Origin of the sequence: Paraburkholderia sp. BCC1876, assembly GCF_902833695.1 — a bacterium.
In the GTDB taxonomy this organism is placed as follows: domain Bacteria; phylum Pseudomonadota; class Gammaproteobacteria; order Burkholderiales; family Burkholderiaceae; genus Paraburkholderia.
In genome coordinates, this window is the sequence record NZ_CADFGI010000001.1 from 379,192 (window position 1) to 401,983 (window position 22,792).

The following is a 22,792-nucleotide window of genomic DNA, read 5'->3' on the forward strand; positions in this document are numbered from 1 at the left end:
GCAGGTGCGTTGGTGCAATCGTCTCAGGCTTGGAATCAGGCCAGACTGCCGACCTCTTGTCTGGCGTCGCCGGTATTTCAGAGCCACGAAATAAGGGCGCCGGTCGTAACGACCCGGCGCCCCGCGCGATTGATTCGCCTATTCGCGGCTCGATCGCGACTAGTTCTTCATCTTGACCAAGCCGCTACTACTGGCGACTACTGGCCCGCAGCCGGCGACACCACGCTCGGCCTTGCCAGCGTGTTATTGCTCTTCGGCGCGCTGTTGGTCGACGTACTGTTCGTGCTGCTCGGCAGGCCCGAATTCGGCGCGCCCATCACCCTGCCGCTATCCGAGTTAGGCGTGCCCGGCGTACCGTAGCCGCTGTTAGCACCGTTGATCGGGTTCATCTGGTTCGCCGGACTTGCCGTGCTCCCCGATGACCCGCCGCTGTTCGAACCGCCGGCCGCTTGTGCATAAGCGCCGCCCGACAACGTGAGTGCGGCGACGGCCGCGATTAATGCGCTGGTTGCCTTGTTCATGATCCATCCCTCCTCGATCGGATTGGACTATCGACGCAGACGAATATCGCCTGCTTGACCATGAATCGAGCAAGCGGTGTGCCGCGAGATTGCGGGGATGCATCGAAGGCGGGGCGAATACCAGTGTGTCTGCTGCAAAGTGGATGCTTTTACCGCGCGGATTCGGGTTGAACGCTTTGAGGTCGGAAAAATTCGGACTTTTTGAGTCGTGCGGCGAGGTTTGCATGAGCAGAAACTGACTGATTCCTCCCCTGATTGCCCTAGGAAATGACCATGACGGCGGCAGCATTCAACGAAGAAAATTGAGTACATGGTAATTTGGTCAAGCCGGATTCCGTGTAGCATCGCGACCCACCACCACATTGCTGGCCCTTAGGAGGTTCGTGTATGAAAGCTCTCTGCGAATGGATGTTCAAGCAACATAACTTCAAACCCTCTTCGCACGAGAATCATGTCCGACACGACCAACGATCCGCTTCGCTTTTCCACGATTGCACATCGTGACCATCACTATCTGAGCCCGCTTTCACGCATCAAAGCTCATCAATGCTTGCAAAGCCTGACCTGCAATCTCTCCGCCGCCGACATCGTGCTCGACGCCGGTTGCGGCAAAGCCGCGCTGTTGCGCGATGCGCTGCAGATGTCGCCGGTGCACGGCGTGGGCGTCGATATCAATGGATGCTTTCTCGACGAGGCGCGCGCTCTTTTTCAACGGGACATGCCGGACGATCCGCGGCTATGTTTGATCAATTCGCCGCTGCTCGACCATGCGCGTCCGAACGAAGGCTACGCGGCGATTCTCTGTGTGGGATCGACGCATGCATTTGGTTCGTTCGAAGAATGCCTGCGCGTCAGTTTCGACTGGCTCAAGCCCAATGGCCGTTTGCTGATTGCCGATGGTTTCTGGAAGCAGGCGCCCTCGCAAGATTACCTGCAAGTTCTTGGCGGTACGGTCGACGAGTTCGTCTCCCATGCTGAGAATGCCGAACGCGCGCGTGAGTGTGGGTATCACCTGCTTCGTACGGCAACCAGTAGCGATGACGAATGGGATGAGTACGAGGGCAAGTACTGCAATGCCATGATGCAGTATCTCGTTGCGCATCCAGACGATCCGGATTCGGAGGAATTTTTACGCCGGATGCAGGGGTGGCATCAGGCTTATCTGCAATGGGGACGGGCTACGCTCGGCTTTGGTTATTACCTGCTTTCAAGGCCGTAATCGAGATTTGAAAGCGTGACCCGGTCGGCCATTTTTTGCGGACCGGGTTCGCCGTGGGGTATCGCTAGTCATTGCAGGCCGGCACGAGTCGATACGCAGACCGCCACCCAGTGCGACTGCTTTCACAGGAAAATCCCAAAGTTTGGCCAGTGCTTGCCGTCTCTCACCGACCGACGTGAGTTCCATCACGTTCCGCGACTCATTGTCGGTCTCGATCAGTTGAGCGCCGCTCAACGTAATTCGTCCGGACGATGTAGCACGTGAACAGATTTCTTTCCTGGTGAAATGGGACTGGTCAGAGGTCTGGTGATAAACGCACATTTCATCGAAGTCTGAGATGCGGCGCGACTCGGTCGAAAACTTGAAAGATGGCTTCATCACATCGTTCATAGCCCTGCTCCCGGCCATTACCGTGAACGTGTCTCCGTCTCTTTGAATGCGATAGATGCGGTGGTCCCGCGTCTGATCGCCCGCATCGGACAGCTTCAACGGGGCCGTAAATGAATCGCCAAAACCAACGTCGGCAAGATACCGGTCTCCGTCAAGATCGACCAGAAGAGCCATGTGATCGAATAGCGGACCCGTTGTACCGCCCTCCCTGAACACCTCTGCCGCAACCATAGTCACGTCGAAGCCGATATCGGTCAACAAACGCGCGAACAGTCCATTCAGTTCATAGCAAATTCCGCCACGCTTCTGTTCCACGATTTTCGTAAAGAGACGATCCTCCTCAAGGACGATCTTCCGACCGAGATGGATGTCCAGGTTTTCGAAGGGAACCGCCCGCATGTGCGCTCGATGCAGACTCTGGAGCGTCGCAACGTCAGGCCCGGGAGTCTCGTGGAAATCAAGCCGCGTCAAATATTGGTTGATTTTCATATCTATTCGAATGAATCAATTATTGGACAGATGGTCGTCGTTCTTCAACAAACTGTCGAAGATCCCTAAGTGGCAGGCAAGTACCTTTTTGGGCCGGGAATATCGGCAGCGTTGCCCTATGCGTGCTCAAGTTGCGCCAACGAGGGCTGTCGAGACTCATCATTGTGATTGTCTTTGGGGCATTCAGCGTTTCAGGCACGGCACTACACCGCCTTCCATTCACGTCGCAACAAACCGTAAAGCGCACTATCCGTGAGCACGCCGTTCACGACACAACTTTCGCGGAGATGGCCTTCCTTGGTGAACGCATGGCGACAACTTCGCAGAAAATCGACATAATGCGCCCGCGTGGAATGCACGCCGAAGCACAATCGCAAAAGAAGGGATCCTCGTAGCACTATGAAATCTCGTCTGAAAGCATATCTTGCCATCGGAGCTCTTGCCGGCTTCCTGGCCGCGCCATGTGGCTCAGCATCACAACGAGCGGAGCCCGCCCTCAAGACCGTTGAGTCCTCTCGACCGCCGTATGTCGCCAGAATCGCAGGCACTGCGCTGATTTCGATTGCATTGCCACCGATGCTTTTACGGCTGGACATGAATGCCGAGAATTCGATCGCGTCCGAAACCGGAGATTTCAAACCGGCACGCTATTCATTTCCTGACGCGGCTGTTCCGCAATCGGTTCTCCGTGACCTGACCAGAATCTATAGTTACGATCGTCGACGAGACGTTCCGATTGTCTCTTCCGGAGGCGACTGGGTCATTGCGGAATATTTCGTGGCGGGCTCTCATGTCCCCATGTCACGATACCGATTGCTGGGCAAGCAGGTCCAGCGTCAGGAACAACTGGACCGGACCGGACGAACGACCCGGATCATCGCGATTGGCTGGGCCCGCTCGTCCACGGCGGAAGATGACGAGACGGCAGACATGTCAAAGCTCGGCGAACATCCTGTTTGGATTCGAGTATTCAAGGTGTCTCCCGCAGGAAAAAAGTCACTCGTTGCATTGGCCTGGCGACGGCAGGGTTTCACCGCTGCGCCCGCGATCTATGACGAACCGGACGACAAGTCACTCATGTTTGGTCTACCGGATGGCACAGTAAAGTGGCATACCAAAGCCGAATTCTTGAAAGCACAGGATATCGATCTCAACGCGAGAAGATTGTCGGGAGGAGTCGTATCAACAGCAAAGTCGCCGGCAGATTTTTGATCAACAGGTGCCATGCGTAACGCACAAATAATGTGGACTAGCCGCTGCAGTCGTTCTGATCGCTTTGCCATGTCCGCACAGTTCACCAAACCGCTTGTCATCAGGTTGACCATCCACGCCATGCGCTCGAATGGGTCTTCCTGACCGAACCAAGACGAACGCCAAGCCTCCCGGGTTCGCCTCCCTATTCACCCGCCCTCTCCAAAGCAGACGCTCCAACCGCTCAACCGAGGGCGCAAAACCGATACGTTATAAAATGCTCATCGGTTTCCACTGCCCGGAAACCCAGCCCCTCATAAAAACGCATCGCCCCTTGATTGCACAAAAAACATGACAACGTCAACGGCCGACTCGACCTGGACGCGTCTGACATTAACGTTCGCATGACCTCTCGACCGATCCCCCGACTGCGATATTCTGGCCGCAGAAGCAACAGCGACAAATGAACTTCTCCGACGTCATCCTTTAGCGCAACATACCCTACGTCTGCCGAACCCAGCGTGACCGCAATGAACTCAGGATCACGATACGACTGATTGAATCGATCTTTCTGGAAGTTCTCGTCCCAGCCGAATGTCTGATCGATATGTTCGTGAAGCGACACTTTGTAGAGTGCGAATAGCGCTTGCCTATCGACAACACCCTCGGCCATCGGGCGCAATCCAATTGCGCTGGCGTTAGAGCCAGGCAGCGGTGTGGTATTCATCGTGCAGATCAGCTAAATATGTGCGAGGAAGTCAATCTAAAATCATCCGGCGAGCCTCCCATCGCCGTCTTGACAGGCGACGCCGTTAAAGTCAGTTTGCCAAAACCGCTATAACCGGAAGGAGGTCATCGTTACCTCCGCGTCTCACGCTGGTGGCCTAACCCACCACCTCCCGGCACAGCGTACGAATAGTGATACTCATCACTAACTGCACCTTTGAACTCGTCGGCGTGAGGCACTAACCGGGTTCGTAAGAAACCGAGCGTCTCGATCAATGCGATTGAAGCCGCATTCCGGGTGTCGATCTCTGCGTCCACGCGAGCCAGTCGAAAACCTGCGACGACTTCCGCTATCGATGCACGAATCGCCTCGCTTGCAATCCCCTGTCGGCGATGCGCCGCGAACACGAAATAGGCGACAAGGGCGCGCTGCTCAAGAGGCCTGACCGTGAATTGTATGTAACCGAGAAATTCCCGCGTCGCTGCCGAGCTTATTACCCAGTTGAGCCATGCCTCCTGGCCATCCGGCGATCGACGGCGTTCCAGGCGTCGATATCGTTCCTCGAGAGTCGCCACATCCTGGTAAGGGATATCTGGCGTGAAATCGTAACTGGGCACATCGCTCAGTCCGGCGAACATTTCTGCGGCATGGTTGGCCTTCAGCGGAAGCAGGATCAACCGCTCCGTTTTGATAAGCTTTTCGTCAAGTTGATCCATGCGCTTTTTTCTCTTGTGCTCTGCCAAGGACCATGGCCTCACCTGGACCGACACGAAACATGTCGCCACAAAAAATCACTTCACACGAACCCACGACCCCCAATCCCCCCGGAGCTTTACAACATAGGTACATGCCACCCAAATAAAGAAAACAGCGAGCGTCACTCCACCAGCACGATCAAAAAGCGTTGCATACTCCGGCGCTGCCCCCGAAGCAATCCAGAGACCGGCGAGGCTAAACACAGCAGACCCTGTTAAACCACAAATCGAATGCAGCGTACTTTTTGTCATCTGAATTTCAACCTGTGAAAGAAAGTTCACCCGCCGAACCGTGCATTTAATCAACGGTACAGGTGCGTCTCACCGAGTCCCTGAGTGGAACCATGCCGGCGTCATATATGCGTTATGAATTCCCGAATTATTCCGGGAACCTCGTCGATCTATCTGACCGGACCGAATTGTCGGCATTTCTGGGCCGCTTGTCGAGTGCCCGTAAATAGCCAAGCCAGAAAGCTCAATCAAACCGCGAGCGGGCCAACACGCCGACGTTTCAGAGTATGCGAAACAGGTCGTCTTTCGGATACGGCAGCGCCAGTTCCGGCATTTCATTCCTTTTGAAATACCGAATTGACTTTGTTTCAGAATCGAAAGGCACGCCGGAACCACCAACGATCTTGCATTGAAACAACGTCACGACATACTCAACCTGGTCGCCATTAGGGTAGGCGTATCGAAACGCATGCCCACCAAAAACACCGAGAATGGCGTGGATGCGAACGGCATATCCCGTCTCCTCCATGACCTCCCGAATGATGGCTTCCTGCGGACTTTCTCCCAATTCGATTCCGCCAGCCGGCAGGCTCCAGGCTTCACCGGAGGACTTTTCCTGAAGGAGCAGTTCTCCTTCCTCGTTATGAATCACTGCCGCAACGGAGGGACTCAAAATCAGTTCGTTGCCAACCTTTCTCCGCAGCCAGCTCATATAGCTTTCGTTATTGAAAAACGGCATGCCCCTAAACCCTCGAAAAGTTCTTATCGGCCGATAGTCAGCAACTCACACGCATCCACCTGGGCGGCATCGTCCCCTCACGCGAACCCCACCTGATCACGCACCACCCCACCCTGCCCCTGATGCTCACCAAACTGCAACGCAGCAAGCTGCGCATACAGCGGCGAGCTAAGCAGAAGATCGGCATGCCGCCCCTGCGCGACGATACGACCTTGCTCAAGCACAATAATCCGGTCCGCTTGCTGCACCGTCGCAAGACGGTGCGCGATAACCAGTGTCGTGCGATTCTGCGCGGCGTTATCCAGCGCCGTTTGCACGAGCCTTTCGCTCGCGGCGTCGAGCGCACTGGTCGCTTCGTCCAGCAGCAAAATCGGCGGGTTCTTCAGAATCGCGCGCGCGATCGCAATGCGTTGACGCTGTCCACCCGACAAGCGCACGCCGCGTTCGCCGAGAAACGTGTCGTAGCCTTCCGGCAGTTCTTCAATAAATCCCGCCGCAGCAGCCATGTCGGCCGCGCGCTGTACTTCCGCGAGCGAGGCGTCGGGCGCCCCGTAGCGAATGTTGTCGAGCACGCTGCCCGAAAAGATCACCGACTCCTGCAGCACGACCCCGATGGCCCTGCGCAACTCGACGAGCGGCACCTGTTGCGTCGGAACGCCGTTGATCAGAATGCTGCCGGTCTGCGGATCGTAAAAGCGCAACAGCAGTTGAAACAGCGTGGTTTTGCCGGCGCCGGAGGGTCCAACCAACGCAACATGCTCGCCGGCGCGGACATCGAGTGAAAGACCGGAAAGCGCGGCAATGCCGGGACGCGACGGATACGAAAAACCGATGTTCTCGAACCGGATACCGTCGCCACGCGCAGGCAACGGAACCGTGGTCTGCGCCTCCACCACCGGCGAGCGTGCCGCCAGCAATTGCAGCAGACGTTCGGTCGCGCCGGCCGCCCGCTGCAGATCGCCCCACACTTCGGCGACAGCGCCAACCGCGCCGGCCGTGAACACCGCGTAGAGAATGAACTGGGACAATTGACCCGCCGTCATCCGCCCGGCCAGTACGGCTTGCGCGCCGAGCCACAACACGAAAACGATCGCCGTGAACACCAGCACGATCACGACCGCGGTCAACCACGCACGCGCCCGAATCCGCGTCAGGGCGGTCTCGAAGGCCGTCTCCACGGCACCGGCAAAACGCCGCGCCTCGTACGGGCCTTGCGTGTACGACTGCACGGTCGGCATCGCATTGAGCACCTCGCCGGCCAGCGCGCTGGCGCCCGCCACCTTGTCCTGGCTGGCGCGCGAGAGCCGCCGCACGCGTCGACCGAAAATAACGATGGGCGCCACCACCACGATCAGCGTCGCGATGATGTAACCGGACAGCACCGGACTGGTCACGGCCAACATCGCCACGCCGCCGGTCAGCAGAAAGAAGTTGCGCAAGCCCAGCGACAGGCTGGTGCCCACCACGGTCTGGATCAACGTGGTGTCCGTGGTGAGTCTCGACAGCACCTCGCCGGTCTGCGTGGTCTCGAAGAATTGCGGGCTCATCTCGAGCACATGGTCGTAGACCGCGCGCCGCAAGTCGGCCGTAACGCGCTCGCCCAGCCACGACACGAGGTAAAAACGCAGCGCCGTGGCGCCGGCGAGCACCAGCGACACGCCAAACAGCGCCAGGAAGTAGCGATCGATATGCGTGCGATCGCCCGCGGCGAAGCCATGGTCGATCAGATATTTGAACGCCACGGGCAACAGCAGGGTCGCGCCCGCCGACGTCACCAGCGCGAGGAACGCCAACGCCCAGCGCCCCGCATAGGGCCGCAGGAAGGGCAACAGCGAGAACAGCGGACCGATACGGACCGGGCGCGCGACAGCGTCTGACATGAGGGTTCCCAAGCGGATCGAAGAAGAAATCATCCGATTGTGCCAGCACCGATGAACCCGTTGCGAACTCCGCTGACAGACACGTCGCCCTCACCGCAGCGAACGGCTCATCACCCGGCAGCAATCGCCAACGGCAAGCTATGCGTCATAACTAAAAAGCAAAGCATAAATGAGTGTTTGTCGCCGCCCTATCCGCCGGTCTTTAATAACAAACTCGCCGTCGCGAGGCAGCGTCTTGGCGGATCGGTTCGCTATCCGGATCGCTGGGCAACACGCATCCGCCCTGAGGTGGTTCGACCTGTGCTGACTCCTTCCCGGAGCAGTGCTTTTTTCTCGCTAATCTGGAATCGGCATGGCTGACGTCACTTATTCCCGCAACGGCTATGTTGCTTCGACCCGGTTGTACCTCGGGATTTCAAAAGGCACGCTCTACCGCTGGCTTTCGTGGCTGGTCCCCGTGCTCGTGCTGGTGCTTTGGCAGGTCGCCGCACAAGTCGGACTGATCGCCCCTCAGGTTCTGCCCGCTCCGAGCAGCGTCGCGGCCACCGCGCTGGAGCTGGCCAGAAGCGGCGAGCTCTTCGTTCACCTCGGCGTTTCGCTGTTGCGTGCCGCTACCGGCTTTGCAATCGGCGGAAGCGTCGGACTCGCGCTCGGCGTGCTGGTCGGCTTTTCGCCACTGGCGCAGGCGCTGCTGGATCGCTCGGTCCAGATGGTGCGCGCGGTCCCGTTCCTCGCGATGCTGCCGCTCGTCATCGTCTGGTTCGGCGTAGGCGAGGTGGCAAAAATCTTTCTGGTCGCGCTCGCGGTGCTGTTCCCGATGTATATCAACACCATGCTCGGGATTCGCCAGATCGATCCGAAACTGATGGAGCTGGCGAAGGTGATCGGCCTCGACTGGACCGCGATCGTACGACGGATCGTTCTGCCCGGCGCGATGCCGTCGATCCTGACGGGCGTGCGCTATGCGCTCGCTCACGCGTGGCTCGCGCTCGTCATCGCCGAAACGCTCGCGACGACCAAAGGCATCGGCTTTCTGGCGATGGATGCCCGCGAATTCCTCCAGACCAATGTGATTCTGCTGACCATCGTCATCTACGCGATCATCGGCGTCGTGGCGGACGCGCTGGTGCGACTGCTCGAAGCGCATTACCTGTCATGGCACGCGAATTACGCGCGGGGAGCGCAGCCATGACCGTCACGCTCGCCCACCCTTTGGATGCCGCGCTTCCGGCGTTCACCGAGCAACCCGTGAGCCGGTCGCCGCTCGCCGTCTCGGTGCGCGGCCTGCAGCGCCGCTACGGCAAGCGTGTCGTGATCGATGCGCTGGATCTGGACATCCGCGAAGGTGAATTTATCGCGCTGCTCGGCGAGAGCGGCTGTGGCAAGACCACCTTGTTGCGGGCGCTGGCCGGGCTCGACCGGCCCGACGCCGGCCAGATTCGCGCGCCCGAACGCCCGTCCGTGGTGTTTCAGGAGCACCGGCTTTTGCCATGGGCAACGCTGTGGGAGAACGTCGTGCTCGGTCATGAAACGACGGTCGGCCGTGCCGGTGCAGCGCGCGCATTGGCCGAAGTCGGGCTGTCCGGCCGCGAGGACGACTGGCCGCGCAACCTGTCCGGCGGTCAGGCGCAACGCGTCGCGCTGGCGCGTGGCCTCGTGCGCGATCCCGCCTTGCTGCTGCTCGACGAACCGTTCGCGGCGCTCGACGCCCTCACGCGAATCAAGATGCACGGACTCGTCAAGGAACTCGTCGCGCGCCATCACCCCGGCGTGCTGCTCGTGACGCACGACGTGGACGAAGCGCTCACGCTCGCCGACACGATTCTGGTGATGCGGGCGGGACGCATTGCAGCGTCCTTCCAACCGAAAAACACTACGCCGCAGGCATTGCGGCCGATTCTGCTCGAAGCACTCGGCGTTCAGTCTCACTGAACGCTCTTCCGCCTGACTCCAAGGACCTGACAAGAATGAACGATTCTCCGCTGAGCCGCCGCCAACTGTTGCGCGCGGCGGGTGGCCTGTTGGCCAGCGCCGCCGCCGGCAGCCTGTTTCCGGCTCGCGCCGCCGAGCCGCGCAAGCTCACCCGCAACACCGATACGGTTCGCGTCGGCTGGGGCTACGGCAGCTTGCCGGACATCGCCCGGCAGCGCGGTGTGTTCGACAAAACGCTCGCGGCCAGAGGCATCAAGGTCGAATGGGTCGGGCCGTTCCCGAATCATGCGCCGTCGATTCAGGCGGTCGTGGGCGGCAGCGCGGATTTCGGTTTCTGGGGATCGACGACGCCGGCACTCGCCGCCATGCTGGCCGGCTCGCCGCTCGTCTTCAACGCGTTCGATATCTATTCGCCGCGCTCGACCGCGATCATCGTGAAGAAATCGAGTGGTATCAATTCTGTGGCCGATCTCGCGGGTCGCAAGGTCGCGGTCAACCGCTCGGGTCTCGGTGAATTCCTGCTGATCGCCGCGCTGGAAAAGCATCACGTCGATCGCAGCAAGGTGGAGTTCGTCTATCTGAATCCGCCCGATGCCGCGCCGGCGTTTGCGCAAGGCGTAGTCGACGCATGGTCGATGTGGTCGCCGGCCGTGGATATCTCACGCTACGCCAACAACGCCAAAGACATTTTCAACGAAGGACGCGACCTCGATTTCCTGATCGACTACAGCTCGCTCGTGTCGCGCCGCAAATTCACCGAAGAGAATTCTGAACTGGTCCGCGCGGTGATCGACGCGTACTACGTGGAAGGCACGTGGCAGTCGGCACATGCGGCCGAATCCGAACAACTGGTGCAGCGGCAAGCCGGATATCCGGATCAGGTGCGCGACTATCTCACGAGCCTGAAGCGCGTGAATCAATTCCATGAACCCGACGACGCCGCGTTCATCGCGCAGTTCCAGCGCGCCGCAGACTGGCTCGCGGAACGCAAGATCATCAACGCGCGCATCAAGGTCGCGGACTACAGCGTGAAGGTTTGAGGGGAGACACCATGGTTACCTCACTCGTCTCGCCCTTGTCGGCAACGCTCGGCTTCGCCGGGACCCTCACGCAACTCGCCGCGAGCGCGGCGGAGCGCGAACGCAATCAGCGTTTGCCGCACGAGGAAATCGCGCAGCTCAAAGCGCTCGGCTTCGGCGCGCTGCGCCTGCCGGCCGACGCGGGCGGCCTCGGCCTGTCGTTGAGCGAATTGTTCGTCGTAGCGCGCGACGTCGCGGCGGCGGATTCGAACATCGCGCATGCTTTTCGCAATCATCTGTGGCAAGTCGAAGCAGCGCTCAGGCGACGCGATCATCCGTTCCATGCCCACGTTCTCGAACTGACGGGCCAGAAGAAAACCATTGGCCTCAGTTTCGCCGACACCGACGCCGTGGCGGCCGGCGCGCGACCGAGCCGGGTATTGAGCCGGCTTGAATGGAACGAGGCACGGCGCGCGTATATCGGCTCAGGCGAGAAGGTCTACGCGACCGGCAACCTGTACAACGATGCGTTCGTTGGCCTTGCGGTCGAAAGCCGCGAAGGCAAAACGGTGCAATACGTCCTCGAACGCGGCGAAGGCGTCGGCAACGACGACGGCTGGCAAGGGTTCGGTCAGCGACTGACGGGTTCGGGCACGGCGAAGTTCGACGCCGTGAGCGTGCCCGCGGCGCATGTCTATCCGACCGATCCGCCGCGTGCCGACGAAGCCGCGCCATGGGGCTACACGTTTCATCAGGTCTATCTGACGAACTGCATCGCGGGTATCGTGCGGCGGGTCGCGCTGGACGCCGTCGAGGTGTTGCGCGCACGCGGACGCAACTTCTATCACGGCGACGCCGCGCATCCCGCCGACGAGCCGGTACTGCAAACGCTGCTGGGCCGGATTCGCGCGTATGCCGCCAGCGTGGAGGCAACCGTCGATCGCGCCGTGGCAGCGCTGCAGAACGCGTGGGATCGCTACGGAACCGCCGACGAATACGACGCCACGCTTGCCGCAACACTCGCGGCGGCCGAAGCCAAGGTCGTGGTCGACGATCTCGCGCCGCAGATTGCCAGTTGGCTGATCGATCTTGGCTCGGGTTCGGTGGTGTCGCGCGTGGGCGCATTGGACCGGCATTGGCGCAACATCAAGGTGATTGCTTCGCACAATCCGCGCCTTTACAAGGAGCGGCTGCTCGGGCAGAACCTGCTGACCGGGCAGCTTCCGCCGACCGGAGCGTTCTTCTGATCGCGCACGGCTCGCCGTGTTCGCCCTGATCGCACGCACGCGGTATCGCGTGCGATGCGGGACCCACTGCGCTCAGTCGCTCACCTCGACAGCAACCGGCGAACCCGTGGCACGACCTCTTCCGCGAAACCGCGCATGTCCGCTTCGAACGGCTGGAACTGCAACATGAAGAGTTCGATGCCCGCCCGGTGAAAGTCGGCCACGCGCTGCGCGACAGTGTCGTAATCGCCGACGAGCCCCGCGGCCGTGCCGCCATTCGACCCGACGCGCGCCGATTGCGCGAAGGTCTGATGCATCACCACGTTGGGATCGATATTGACCTTCTGCCGCTCGCGCAGCGGCTTGTCCAGCTCGGCCAGCGCGAACAGATGCGCAAGATGAGCCGCTGCCTGCTCCGGCGTTTCCCGCGCGATCACGAACGCCGACAGACCGAAGCGCAACGCCGCCTGCCCGGCAGGACGCCGGCGTGCGCGGACATCCGCAATCAGCCGCGCGACGTCGTCGTGCGGCTGTCCGTTGATAAACCACACATCGCCCTGCGCCACCACCAGTTCGCGCGCCGGCTCCGACTCGCCGCCCACGTAGATGGCCGGACGCGCGCGATACGGGTCGACGGGATGCAACTGGTAATCGTCGATCCGAAAGTTGCCGCCATGATGATTCACGACCTCGCCGCGCAACAGCGCCGCGACGACTTCGATCCATTCACTGCCGTACGCGTAGCGCGCATCGTGCTCGGGAAAACCGATGCCGGCACGTTCGAGCTCGGGTCGATTCCACGCATTCACCAGGTTGATTGCGAAGCGTCCGCCGCTGATGTGCTCGATCTGCTGAGCCATCTTCGCGAGCACGACCGGGTGATAGAGATAAGGCTTGATCGCCGCGATGATCTCGATGCGCGAGGTCAGCGCCGCCAATGCGGCCGACGCGGTCCACGCCTCGAGCTGGTCGAGCGAAGGATCGTGCGGATTGATGGTGTGCTGGGCGACGAGCACCGAGTCGTACCCGAGGCGCTCGGCCTCGAGTACCAGCGCCTTGTTGCGGGCCCACGATGCATCGTAGGGTTCCGCGGGATCCTGCAACGCGGCGCGGCTGCCGTGCACGAGCGCCCAGACGCCGAAGCGGAGAGGTTTGACTGACATCGCTGAAATACGCGGTGAGGCGGAAGAGCAAAACGCCCATGTTAGCCCTGCCTGCACGCGCGTCCTTCCAATTTCTATCGATATGGAAGTGACGCAAACGTATTAAGGCCCGCGGAGCGCGGCGGCCCGTCTCGTACTTCCCTACTTCTCCACCACGCCCAGCAGCGCCTGTTTCCCGCCGACGTATTTGTACAGCGAAATCACGCCATGCCGCAGATCGCCTTTCGAATCGAACTGCGTTTCGCCCAGCACGCCCTGGTAATCGGTCGCCGGCATCGCAGCGAGAATCTTCGCGGAGTCGGTCGATTGCGCGCGCTTCATCGCCGCAACGATCACGCCGACCGCGTCGTACGCGAACGGCGAATTCAACACCGGCGCGTAGCCGAAGCGTTTCCTGTAACGTTCGACGAACGCCGGACCGTCGGCCATTTTCAGCAGCGGTGCGCCGGCAATCGAGCAGATCACGTTATCGGCGGCGTCGCCCGCGAGCCTGGCGAGATCGTCCGCGCACAGACCATCGCCGGCCAGCACTTTCACCGTAATGCCGAGTTGCTTCGCCTGCTTCGCGAACGGGCCGCCGGTGCCGTCGAGCCCACCGTACATGATCGCGTCGGGCCTCTCTCCTTTGATCTTCGTGAGAATCGCGCGGAAATCGACGGCCTTGTCGGTGCTCGCGTCGTGCGACAACACGGTGATGCCGTTCGCCTTCGCCTGCTTCTCGAACTCGACCGCCAGCCCCTGGCCGTACGCGGTCGAATCGTCGACGATGGCCACCGTCTTCACCTTCAGCGTTTTCGCCGCGTAGTCGGCGAGCGTCGGACCCTGCTGCGCGTCGGTGGCGACCACGCGGTAGGCGGTCTTGAACCCTTGCAGCGTGTAGGCCGGATTGGTCGCGGACGGCGACACCTGCACGACCCCGGCGTCGTTGTAGATCTTCGACGCGGGAATCGTCGAACCCGACTGCATGTGTCCGACCACCGCGACCACCTTATCGTCCACCAGTTTCTGCGCGACCTGGGTCGCCTGACGCGGATCGCCCGCATCGTCCTGCGCGTCGAACACCAGCGTGACCTTCTTGCCGCCGATCACGAGACCCGCCTGATTGGCTTCCTCGATCGCCAGACGCGCGCCGTTTTCCGTGTCCTTCCCCAGATACGAGGCCGGTCCGGTGACAGGCGCGGCCTCGCCGATTTTCACCATCTCGTCGGCACGGGCGACGCCCACGGCAGCCACCGCGAGGCTCCCCAGAATGCCGACAGTCGCCATGCCGCGACCCAAGGCTGTACGTTTGCTCATGCTTCACCCGAATAGTAGTGAGTGGTGGTTGGCCGCGACGAACCGGCAGCGCCGAGTGCCGTTCGCCGTTCGTCGATTGCCGTTCGTCGATTGCCGACTGGATACACAGGCCGCACGCAACTGCACACGGCCGGTCTTGCCGCCTTCGTTTGATCACTCGCCGCTCGCGGCGCCGCGTCGTTCGTCAGCGGTTCCAAATTTATGTAGCCAGAATGCGTGGGCATTGCACCGATCTGCCGAAAAATAGAAGAATTGCGTCAAGCCGGGAATGCGTGAATCTGTGGCACGTCACCGTATAATCGGAGCAAACCGCCCTCGAGTTCGCGCATGCCGACTGCCCGCTCCGCCCCCTCTGTTTCCGTGCCCGCCGGGCCGTCGGCTCATGCGCTGGTCGAGCAACTGGACACGTTGCCGCGCACGCCGCAGACTCGCCCGAGCCGTTCCGATGCGGAGTTGAGCGTCGCCATTCTGTTGTGGCCGCGCTTTCCGATGCTGTCGCTCGCCGGCTTGTGCGACGCGCTGCGCCACGCCGCGGACCGGGGCGACCAGAGCCGCCAGTTGCGCTGCCTCTGGACGATCGTCGGGGTGCAGGCCGAAGCGGTCGAAGCGAGTTGCGGCATCCCCGTGCAGGTGCAGTCGGCGTTTCCGGACGTCGCGCAATTCGACTACGTAGTCGTGATCGGCGGACTGCTGCCGCATCTGGACCAGGTCGACCGGCGCTACTGGGACTATCTGCAACGCGCCGCTCAGGCCGGCATTCCACTGGTCGGCATGTGCACCGGCAGCTTCGTGCTGGCGCGTGCCGGTCTGCTGGAGGACCGGGTAGCCTGCGTGCACAGCTTCCATCTCGACGACTACAAGCGCATGTTCCCGGCGCTGCGCGTGATCACGCATGCCGACTATCTGATCGACGGCGACCGGATCACCTGCGCGGGCGGCATTTCCGTGGTCGAACTGGCCGCGCGTCTGATCAGTTTGCATTGCGGGCCGGACCGCGCGTCGAAGGTGATTCATCAGATGACGGTCAGCCGTCAGGGCGGCTCGTCGTTCGTCGAGCGGCGCGCCGCGCTGGGTTATCTGTCGGTCGAGGACGCGACCGTCCGTCACGCGGTGCTGCTCATGGAAGAAAATCTGGAAGCGCCGCTGAATATCGCCGTCATCGCAAAGATGATCGGCACCAGCGTGCGCAACCTCGAACGCGCGTTCATGACCGAGATGGACGCGTCGCCCAATGAGTTCTATCGACGGATGCGGCTGCGCTACGCACGCTGGATGCTTGTCAACACGGCGCGCAAGATCACCGACATCGCTTACGAATGCGGTTTTGCGGATTCGGCGCATTTCATCCGCGTATTTCGCGAGGCTTATGGCGTCACGCCCGGCAAGCTGCGCACCTCACGCGGCGCCGTCACGGCCTGAGTTTTCCGGGGCCGCGACTCGCGGCTCGCATCGCGGCGCGTTGGGTATCTGCCGCGTTTCTTCTACTTTCCGGCAGATCGATGCAATGCCTCGACCCGAGGCGCGCCGTACATTCAGGTCTTGTACTCCCAACCTGAACGAACCCGCATGACAGAAAAAGCCAATCTCGTGGTGATCGGCACCGGCGGCACCATCGCCGGCCAGGGCAAAGCCAGCGTCAATACGTCCTCGTATCTGTGCTCCGTGCTCGGCATCGACGAGATACTCGGCGCGATTCCCCACGTGGCCAACCTGGCGAATCTGCGTGCGGAACAGTTACTGCAGACCGGCTCCGAGAATTTCAACAATGCGCATCTGCTGGCGATCGGCCGCCGCGTCGCCGACCTGCTCGCACGAGATGATGTCGATGGCGTGGTGGTCACGCACGGGACCGATACGATCGAGGAAACCGCCTACTTCCTGCACCTGACGCTCAAGAGCGCGAAGCCGGTGGTAGTGGTCGGCTCGATGCGGCCGCCGTCGGCGATGAGTTCGGACGCGGCGCTGAATTTATACGATGCGCTGGCGGTCGCCGCGCATCCGTCGTCGCGTGGACTCGGTACGCTGGTGGTCGCCAACAATGAGATTCACACGGCGCGCGACGTCGTCAAGAGCAACAGTTTCAAGCTCGACGCGTTCCGCTCGCCGTACGGTGCGCTGGGGGTGGTGATCGAGGGCGTGCCGCGCTATTACCGTCGGCCGGCGCGCGCCCATACGCTCGACACGCCATGGTCGATCGAGTCGCTCGACACCTTGCCCAAGGTCGACATTGTCTATGCGTACGGCGCGCTCGACGCCGACGCGCTCGACGCGATCACCGCGAACGCGCGCGGGCTGATCTATGCCGGGACCGGCAACGGCAACGTCGCCGGTCATCTGATCAATCCGTTGCGGGTGGCGGCAAGGCGCGGTGTTCGCGTGGTGCGCGCATCGCGCACGGGCAGCGGCGTTGTGCTGCACAACGGCGCGCAACCCGACGACGAATTCGGCTGGCTCACAGTCGACGACCAGGCGCCGCAGAAAGCGCGACTGTTGCTGACGTTGGCCCTGACGCAAACCGACGACCGGCAAGCGTTGCAGGCTGTTTTCGAGCGTTACTGAAACGGGCGAATCCGGCGCGGCGCGACTGGCGCGCGCCGCCACGCTCAAGCGCCGGGCCGCACGGTCACGAGATCCGCCATGCTGCGAAGGCAAACGCCTCCAACCGGTCACCACCCCACCAAAGCGCCTACAATCCGGGCATAAGGTTTGCTCTGCCGTTTTGCCTGCACGACCTCGTTGTGTCCACACGCGGCCCCGCATAAAACGACAGCGCTCCTCAACCGGAAAGTGTGCTCATGAAAATATCGTTACCGCCGCCGCAGGGGCGGCCGAACCGCGTTTACCCACCGGGCACGCCCAGTCTGCATGGTCTCGCGTCCGTGGTCACGGGCGTGGTGGTGGTGTGCGGGCTTTACTTCGCGCGCGAGGTGCTGATTCCGATCACGCTGTCGGTGCTGCTCAGCTTCCTGCTCGCCCCGCTCGTGCAAATGTTGCGACGGCTGCATATGGGCCATCTGCCGTCGATTTTTATCGCGGTGCTATTTGCCCTCGCCACCCTGCTCGCGGTCGGCGGGCTGATCACGGCGCAACTGGTGCAACTCGCGGGGGATCTGCCGCAGTACCAGGTGGCGATCGAACAGAAGATCGAAACGGTGCAGGAAAAAACCGTCGGCCGCGCCGATTCGCTGATGAGCCGCGCCGCCGCGACCTTGCAACGGGTCGCACCGTCCAAACCGAGCCCGCCGCGTCTCACCGGACGCGCCGCGCGCAATGCGCCGCCGGTGCCGACGCCGGTGGAAGTCCACGAGCCCTCGCCCACGCCGATGCAGCTCGCGCAACGCGCGCTGTCGCCGGCTATCGCGCCGATCGAAACCACCTTCATCGTGCTGGTGGTGACGATCTTTATCCTGCTGCAGCGCGAGGATCTGCGCGACCGGTTGATCAGCCTGTTCGGCTCGCGCGATCTGCACCGCACCACCACCGCGATCAACGACGCCGCCGGGCGCCTGAGCCGCTACTTCGTCGCGCAACTGGGCGTGAACCTTAGCGCGGGCGGCACGATCGCAATCGGGCTGGCGATCATCGGCGTGCCGGGTGCGCTGCTGTTCGGCGTGATCGCCGCGCTGCTGCGCTTCGTGCCATATATCGGCATCTGGATCGCGGCGATCCTCGCGGTGTTTCTCGCCGCCGCAATTCAGCCGCAATGGACCATGGCGGTCTATACGCTGATCCTGTTCATCGTCGTCGATGTGGTGGCCGGGCAGATCGCCGAGCCGCTGCTGTACGGCCATCGCTCGGGACTGTCGCCGCTCGCGGTGGTGGTCGCGGCGATTTTCTGGAGCTGGCTGTGGGGCCCGATTGGCCTCGTGCTGTCCACGCCGCTCACGCTGTGTGTCGTCACGCTCGGGCGTTACGCCGACCGGCTGAACTTCCTCACCGTATTACTCGGTGATCAGCCCGCGCTCACACCCGCGCAGAACTTTTATCAGCGGCTGCTCGCGGACGATCCGCACGAAGCGATCGTGCAGGCGGAGCGCCTGCTGCGCGAGATGTCGCTGATCGACTACTACGACAAGGTCGCGCTCGAAGGCCTCAAACTCGCTCGCAACGACGCGATGCGCGGCGTGCTGATGCCGGACCAGTTGCAGCGGATCAACGACGCGCTGGTCGATATCGTCGAGAACCTGGAAATCGCCGACGGCTTGCCGGACCGCATGTCGCGCCCCGATCCGGCGAACGCGGCTGGTGCGCTGCTGGCGTCGGTGTCGGCGGATCTTTCCGAGCGGCACGACAGTCACATTGCAGCGCATCCGCAGTTGCGCGCGAATGCGCAGAAGACTTCCGTGCTGTGCGTGCCGGGCCGCGGCGCATTCGACGAAGTCACGACCGCGGTCGCCGTGCAGTTGCTCGGCCGCTACGGCCTCGCGCCGATGATGGCCACGCACTCGGGCTATCGCAGCGCGCGCGCCGACGAACCGAGCTTCCAGGACGCGCCGATCATCTGCATCGTCTCGCTCGACGCGCCGGAGTCGCCGCCATACCTGCGCAATATGCTGCGGCGCACGCGCGAATGGCGGCCACGCGCAACGCTGGTGGTCGGTGTAGGCGGCGCGGCGGAGGGCACGCCGGAGACGGGCGCAACCGGCGCTTCGCATTCGGCGCCGACGTTCCGCGCGATGATCGAGGAATGCCAGGCGGCGTCGAGTGTGCAGCACACGCGGCAGGCCTCGCATGTGGGCGGGGCGGATTGAGCGTCGGCACAGGTTAGATTGAATGCTTGAACAAAAAACCGCGAGTCACGTAAGTGGCCCGCGGTTTTTTTGTACCTAAAATGAGGACAGCCCGGCACACGCCCCCCTTCATACTCGATTATCGATTCGCCCCGCGTCGAACCAAGGGCCCATCAGCGGCCCCGGCGGGCAATCCTTAGCCTTGAGGACCAGGAGACACGCATGAGCCGCAGCTTCAAACCCTATCCGTTTTCGCCGCGCCACTATGAAGGCGCGGCACCGCCGCTAATCGACGGCCGCGACCCGGTGCAGCGTGCCGTGGCGATTGTCGGCGGCGGCCCGGTGGGCCTCACGCTCGCGCTCGCGCTGGCCCGCCAGGGCGTGCGCTCCGTGCTGATCGAAGCCGACGACAGCGTCTGCACCGGCAGCCGCGCAATCTGTATTTCGCGGCGTAGTCTGGAGATATTCAAGCGGCTCGGCGTGCTGCCCGGTTTCCTGCAGCAGGGCTTGCCGTGGACCGGCGGCCGCAGCTTCTACCGCGACGCCGAAGTGTTCCGCTTCGCGATGCACCAGGACGACGAGCAGTCGCTGCCGCCGATGATCAACATCGCGCAATATCAGATCGAACAGTTGCTGCTCGACGAGGTGGAACGACACGCGGATCTGATCGACATCCGCTGGCAAACCCGCGTGGCAGGCATCGAACGGCACGACGGTCGCGATCGGAACGGCGGCGCTACCCTCGACCTGCGCACCGGCGACACCGCGTGGCAAATGGACGCCGACTGGGTCGTCGCGTGCGACGGCGGCCGCAGCACGATTCGCGAGGCGCTCGGCCTCAAACTGACGGGCACCACGTACGAAGGCCGCTATGTGATCGTCGATATCGAGCTGAACAGCTCGCGCGCCACCGAACGCCTCGCCTATTTCGATCCGCCATCCAATCCGGGTTCAACGGTGCTGGTGCATAAGCAGCCGGACAACGTCTGGCGCATCGACTACCAGCTTCGCGACGACGAAGATCCGGACGTCGCCATCCGACCGGACAACGTGATGCCGCGCGTACAGAGTGTGCTCGATTCGATGGGCGAAACGGGCGACTGGTCGCCGATCTGGATCACCGTCTACAAGGCCAATGCGTTGACGCTGGAGCGCTATCGCCACGGCTGCGTGCTGTTCGCGGGCGACGCCGCGCATCTGGTGCCAATCTTCGGCGTGCGCGGCGCGAACTCGGGAATCGACGACGCCGACAATCTCGGCTGGAAACTCGGTTGCGTGATCAACGGCATGGCCGCGCCGCGTCTGCTGGACAGCTACAGCGACGAACGCGTGTTCGCGGCGCGCGAGAACCTCAGCTATGGCATGAAGAGCACCGAATTCATGGCGCCGCCTTCGTTCGCGTTCGACCTGATGCGCAACGCGGTGCTCGGACTCGCCACGCAGCATGCCGCCGTGCGGCCGCTAATCAATCCAAGGCAGACGCATGCGATCGCTTACGCACAGTCGCCGCTAAATCACGTTACGGGCGAGCCGATGGGTACGTTTAGCAAGGGTCCGGCGCCGGGCAGTGTGCTGCCCGAATGCAGGCTCAAAAAGCGCAACGGCGACGGCGTGGATGTCGACATTCATCTGACGGATTTGCTGGGGCCTTGCTTTACGGCTTTGCGTTTCGGCGCTGATCCGGAAGGCGACCAAGGCAACCAAGGCAACGACACCTGGCAGCAGATAAAAAACACGCTCGCCGCACAAGGCATTCCATTCAGCGTGGTCACACTGCTGACGAGCGACGCGGCAAGTACGACGGCACGGCAGGTACGCGATCACACCGGCCGCTTGCACGACCTGCTCGACGCCACGCCCGGCACCGTCTATCTGATCCGCCCCGATGGCCATGTGCTGGCCCGCTGGCGCAACGCCAATGCGGCCGAAACGCTGCGTGCGCTGGCCGCCGCGCTGGCCAACTAAAACAGGAGACCCATCATGACCGATAGCGATCTCGACCTCGTCTACACGACGCTCTGCAAAACCCTCACGACCGAAGGCGAAGCACATGCGTCGCTGTATCTCGCCCGCCTCACGCTGCTGTGCATGACCGAACTCGACGACCCGCAGCAAGCGTTGGCGTTGATCGAAGCGGCTCGCTTGCCCGCCTCGTCCGCTATGACTTCGTGAGACGCAAAAAAGCCGCCGCGCACCTGAAGCGCGCGGCGGCTTTTCGTTTCTGCAGCCGTGTTACTGCCTCGGATACAAACCCAAGGTGCTCGCATGCAAACGCGCGAGACCGAGCAATGCATCGGTGTACGGCGTCGGCACGTCGGTCAGTTGACCCAACTCACGCACCGCGGCGACCAGCGCGTCGAGTTCGACCGCCTTGCCCGCCTGCACGTCCTGCAGCATCGAGGTTTTCATCGCGCCGAGTTTCAGCGTGACCTCGTGCCGGTCCGCCGGTGCCTGCGCAATCGGAATACCGAAACGCGCGCCGATTTCCTTCGCCTCCAGCATGATGCTCGTGACGAAATTGCGCACCAGTTCGTCGCTGAGAATCCGGTCGGTTGTGGCCCCCGTGAACGCGCTGATCGGGTTCATCGTCATGTTGCCCCACAGCTTGTACCAGACGTCGCGCTGAATCTGCCCGGACGCCGACGCGTTGAAGCCGGCCGCCTTGAGCGTGGCGGTGAGCGCCGCGACACGTTCGCTCGCGTGCCCCGATGCCTCGCCGATGATCAAGCCATTGCCCTGGTGATGACGGATCACACCCGGCGAATCGATCAGGCAACTGGCGTGCACCACGCAGCCCACCGTCTGCGCGCTCGGAATCGCGGCGGCAATCGCGCCGTCGGGATCGATCGACTTCAGCCGCTTGCCCGCGAAGTCCTCGCCGAGCCCGTCGCAGAACCACCACGGCACGCCATTCATGGCCGTCAGCACGATGGTTTGCGCGCTCAGCAGCGGCGCGATGCGCGCGGCCACCGACGACATGGCCGGCCCCTTGACCGCCACCACGACGAGATCCTGCACGCCGAGATCCGCCGGTTTGTCGCTGGCTGTGACGTTCACGGCGTGTGTTTCACCGCCTTCGATCAAACGCAGGCCATGCTGCTGCAATGCCGTGAGCGTCGCGCCGCGCGCCACCACGCTCACGTCATGACCGGCCTGCGCCAGCTTCACGCCCATCCAGCCGCCGATCGCGCCGGCGCCGTAAATTGCTACTTTCATCGGTTGAATCCTTGTTTGTGCTCGCGTTGATGCGGCGTTATTCGCGTGTTATTTCCTCACTATTCCCG

20 protein-coding genes are annotated in these 22,792 nt (G+C 62.1%); 11 read left to right on the forward strand and 9 right to left on the reverse strand.

Translation table 11 applies throughout. The annotated features are described in order from the left end of the window. Window positions 1-197: 197 nt before the first annotated feature. Complete coding sequence (locus HWY05_RS01530) at window positions 198-521, reverse strand: hypothetical protein (RefSeq protein ID WP_035557568.1); 324 nt, start codon at window positions 519-521, stop codon at window positions 198-200. Between the two features lie 589 nt (window positions 522-1,110). On the opposite strand from HWY05_RS01530, the gene HWY05_RS01535 reads away from it, so the two are divergent. Continuing rightward, window positions 1,111-1,740, forward strand: a complete 630-nt coding sequence (locus tag HWY05_RS01535) for a class I SAM-dependent methyltransferase (protein ID WP_244146458.1) — start codon at window positions 1,111-1,113, stop codon at window positions 1,738-1,740. Here HWY05_RS01535 and HWY05_RS01540 read toward each other — a convergent pair. After that, window positions 1,729-2,619 carry an arylamine N-acetyltransferase gene (locus tag HWY05_RS01540; RefSeq protein ID WP_176057181.1) on the reverse strand — a complete coding sequence of 297 codons (891 nt, stop codon included), beginning with the start codon at window positions 2,617-2,619 and terminating at the stop codon, window positions 1,729-1,731. The two genes, HWY05_RS01535 and HWY05_RS01540, sit on opposite strands and share 12 nt — an antisense overlap. A gap of 399 nt (window positions 2,620-3,018) precedes the next feature. Between HWY05_RS01540 and HWY05_RS01545 the strand changes: the two genes are divergently transcribed. Next, complete coding sequence (locus HWY05_RS01545) at window positions 3,019-3,831, forward strand: hypothetical protein (RefSeq protein ID WP_176057182.1); 813 nt, start codon at window positions 3,019-3,021, stop codon at window positions 3,829-3,831. A gap of 223 nt (window positions 3,832-4,054) precedes the next feature. On the opposite strand, the gene HWY05_RS01550 is transcribed toward HWY05_RS01545, so the two are convergent. From HWY05_RS01550 to HWY05_RS01565, 4 genes are all read right to left on the reverse strand, one after another. Further along, window positions 4,055-4,537, reverse strand: a complete 483-nt coding sequence (locus HWY05_RS01550; RefSeq protein WP_081936190.1) for a GNAT family N-acetyltransferase — start codon at window positions 4,535-4,537, stop codon at window positions 4,055-4,057. A gap of 131 nt (window positions 4,538-4,668) precedes the next feature. Beyond that, window positions 4,669-5,253 carry a GNAT family N-acetyltransferase gene (locus HWY05_RS01555; protein WP_176057183.1) on the reverse strand — a complete coding sequence of 195 codons (585 nt, stop codon included), beginning with the start codon at window positions 5,251-5,253 and terminating at the stop codon, window positions 4,669-4,671. A 550-nt stretch (window positions 5,254-5,803) separates the two neighbouring features. Next, complete coding sequence (locus HWY05_RS01560; RefSeq protein WP_244146459.1) at window positions 5,804-6,262, reverse strand: NUDIX domain-containing protein; 459 nt, start codon at window positions 6,260-6,262, stop codon at window positions 5,804-5,806. Between the two features lie 77 nt (window positions 6,263-6,339). After that, window positions 6,340-8,142 carry an ABC transporter transmembrane domain-containing protein gene (locus HWY05_RS01565; RefSeq protein WP_176057184.1) on the reverse strand — a complete coding sequence of 601 codons (1,803 nt, stop codon included), beginning with the start codon at window positions 8,140-8,142 and terminating at the stop codon, window positions 6,340-6,342. A 352-nt stretch (window positions 8,143-8,494) separates the two neighbouring features. Between HWY05_RS01565 and HWY05_RS01570 the strand changes: the two genes are divergently transcribed. Genes HWY05_RS01570 through HWY05_RS01585 form a run of 4 tightly spaced genes read left to right on the forward strand, consistent with a single transcriptional unit; the run spans window position 8,495 to window position 12,340 of the window. Then, window positions 8,495-9,334, forward strand: a complete 840-nt coding sequence (locus HWY05_RS01570; RefSeq protein ID WP_176057185.1) for an ABC transporter permease subunit — start codon at window positions 8,495-8,497, stop codon at window positions 9,332-9,334. After that, entirely contained in the window at window positions 9,331-10,074 is a 744-nt protein-coding gene (locus HWY05_RS01575) for an ABC transporter ATP-binding protein (protein ID WP_176057186.1), read from the forward strand. The genes HWY05_RS01570 and HWY05_RS01575 overlap by 4 nt, the downstream gene beginning before the upstream one ends. A gap of 35 nt (window positions 10,075-10,109) precedes the next feature. Then, window positions 10,110-11,114, forward strand: coding sequence for an NrtA/SsuA/CpmA family ABC transporter substrate-binding protein (locus HWY05_RS01580; RefSeq protein WP_176057187.1), 1,005 nt, complete (start codon window positions 10,110-10,112; stop codon window positions 11,112-11,114). An 11-nt stretch (window positions 11,115-11,125) separates the two neighbouring features. Beyond that, entirely contained in the window at window positions 11,126-12,340 is a 1,215-nt protein-coding gene (locus HWY05_RS01585) for an acyl-CoA dehydrogenase family protein (protein WP_176057188.1), read from the forward strand. 80 nt (window positions 12,341-12,420) lie between these two features. Here HWY05_RS01585 and HWY05_RS01590 read toward each other — a convergent pair whose 3' ends face one another. Both HWY05_RS01590 and HWY05_RS01595 read right to left on the reverse strand, forming a co-directional pair. Next, window positions 12,421-13,482 carry an LLM class flavin-dependent oxidoreductase gene (locus HWY05_RS01590; RefSeq protein WP_176057189.1) on the reverse strand — a complete coding sequence of 354 codons (1,062 nt, stop codon included), beginning with the start codon at window positions 13,480-13,482 and terminating at the stop codon, window positions 12,421-12,423. A 141-nt stretch (window positions 13,483-13,623) separates the two neighbouring features. Then, window positions 13,624-14,748, reverse strand: coding sequence for a branched-chain amino acid ABC transporter substrate-binding protein (locus tag HWY05_RS01595; RefSeq protein ID WP_035557601.1), 1,125 nt, complete (start codon window positions 14,746-14,748; stop codon window positions 13,624-13,626). Window positions 14,749-15,105: 357 nt separating this feature from the next. On the opposite strand from HWY05_RS01595, the gene HWY05_RS01600 reads away from it, so the two are divergent. The 5 genes from HWY05_RS01600 to HWY05_RS01620 all read left to right on the forward strand — a co-directional run bounded on the left by HWY05_RS01600 (window position 15,106) and on the right by HWY05_RS01620 (window position 21,680). After that, window positions 15,106-16,197, forward strand: a complete 1,092-nt coding sequence (locus HWY05_RS01600; protein WP_051980826.1) for a GlxA family transcriptional regulator — start codon at window positions 15,106-15,108, stop codon at window positions 16,195-16,197. 147 nt (window positions 16,198-16,344) lie between these two features. Then, window positions 16,345-17,337 carry an asparaginase gene (locus HWY05_RS01605; RefSeq protein WP_176057190.1) on the forward strand — a complete coding sequence of 331 codons (993 nt, stop codon included), beginning with the start codon at window positions 16,345-16,347 and terminating at the stop codon, window positions 17,335-17,337. Between the two features lie 236 nt (window positions 17,338-17,573). Continuing rightward, entirely contained in the window at window positions 17,574-19,529 is a 1,956-nt protein-coding gene (locus HWY05_RS01610; protein WP_176057191.1) for an AI-2E family transporter, read from the forward strand. 201 nt (window positions 19,530-19,730) lie between these two features. After that, window positions 19,731-21,473, forward strand: coding sequence for an FAD-dependent oxidoreductase (locus HWY05_RS01615; RefSeq protein ID WP_176057192.1), 1,743 nt, complete (start codon window positions 19,731-19,733; stop codon window positions 21,471-21,473). A gap of 15 nt (window positions 21,474-21,488) precedes the next feature. Next, entirely contained in the window at window positions 21,489-21,680 is a 192-nt protein-coding gene (locus HWY05_RS01620) for a hypothetical protein (RefSeq protein WP_035557615.1), read from the forward strand. Between the two features lie 60 nt (window positions 21,681-21,740). Here HWY05_RS01620 and HWY05_RS01625 read toward each other — a convergent pair whose 3' ends face one another. Then, window positions 21,741-22,724, reverse strand: a complete 984-nt coding sequence (locus HWY05_RS01625; RefSeq protein WP_176057193.1) for a 2-dehydropantoate 2-reductase — start codon at window positions 22,722-22,724, stop codon at window positions 21,741-21,743. Window positions 22,725-22,792 lie beyond the last annotated feature (68 nt).

Bases quoted from the DNA above. Each gene is read 5' to 3' on its own strand.
- HWY05_RS01530 (WP_035557568.1), bottom strand. From the start codon at position 521: ATGAACAAGGCAACCAGCGCATTAATCGCGGCCGTCGCCGCACTCACG.
- HWY05_RS01540 (WP_176057181.1), bottom strand. From the start codon at position 2,619: ATGAAAATCAACCAATATTTGACGCGGCTTGATTTCCACGAGACTCCC.
- HWY05_RS01545 (WP_176057182.1), top strand. From the start codon at position 3,019: ATGAAATCTCGTCTGAAAGCATATCTTGCCATCGGAGCTCTTGCCGGC.
- HWY05_RS01550 (WP_081936190.1), bottom strand. From the start codon at position 4,537: ATGAATACCACACCGCTGCCTGGCTCTAACGCCAGCGCAATTGGATTG.
- HWY05_RS01555 (WP_176057183.1), bottom strand. From the start codon at position 5,253: ATGGATCAACTTGACGAAAAGCTTATCAAAACGGAGCGGTTGATCCTG.
- HWY05_RS01560 (WP_244146459.1), bottom strand. From the start codon at position 6,262: ATGCCGTTTTTCAATAACGAAAGCTATATGAGCTGGCTGCGGAGAAAG.
- HWY05_RS01565 (WP_176057184.1), bottom strand. From the start codon at position 8,142: ATGTCAGACGCTGTCGCGCGCCCGGTCCGTATCGGTCCGCTGTTCTCG.
- HWY05_RS01570 (WP_176057185.1), top strand. From the start codon at position 8,495: ATGGCTGACGTCACTTATTCCCGCAACGGCTATGTTGCTTCGACCCGG.
- HWY05_RS01575 (WP_176057186.1), top strand. From the start codon at position 9,331: ATGACCGTCACGCTCGCCCACCCTTTGGATGCCGCGCTTCCGGCGTTC.
- HWY05_RS01580 (WP_176057187.1), top strand. From the start codon at position 10,110: ATGAACGATTCTCCGCTGAGCCGCCGCCAACTGTTGCGCGCGGCGGGT.
- HWY05_RS01585 (WP_176057188.1), top strand. From the start codon at position 11,126: ATGGTTACCTCACTCGTCTCGCCCTTGTCGGCAACGCTCGGCTTCGCC.
- HWY05_RS01590 (WP_176057189.1), bottom strand. From the start codon at position 13,482: ATGTCAGTCAAACCTCTCCGCTTCGGCGTCTGGGCGCTCGTGCACGGC.
- HWY05_RS01595 (WP_035557601.1), bottom strand. From the start codon at position 14,748: ATGGCGACTGTCGGCATTCTGGGGAGCCTCGCGGTGGCTGCCGTGGGC.
- HWY05_RS01600 (WP_051980826.1), top strand. From the start codon at position 15,106: ATGCCGACTGCCCGCTCCGCCCCCTCTGTTTCCGTGCCCGCCGGGCCG.
- HWY05_RS01605 (WP_176057190.1), top strand. From the start codon at position 16,345: ATGACAGAAAAAGCCAATCTCGTGGTGATCGGCACCGGCGGCACCATC.
- HWY05_RS01610 (WP_176057191.1), top strand. From the start codon at position 17,574: ATGAAAATATCGTTACCGCCGCCGCAGGGGCGGCCGAACCGCGTTTAC.
- HWY05_RS01615 (WP_176057192.1), top strand. From the start codon at position 19,731: ATGAGCCGCAGCTTCAAACCCTATCCGTTTTCGCCGCGCCACTATGAA.
- HWY05_RS01620 (WP_035557615.1), top strand. From the start codon at position 21,489: ATGACCGATAGCGATCTCGACCTCGTCTACACGACGCTCTGCAAAACC.
- HWY05_RS01625 (WP_176057193.1), bottom strand. From the start codon at position 22,724: ATGAAAGTAGCAATTTACGGCGCCGGCGCGATCGGCGGCTGGATGGGC.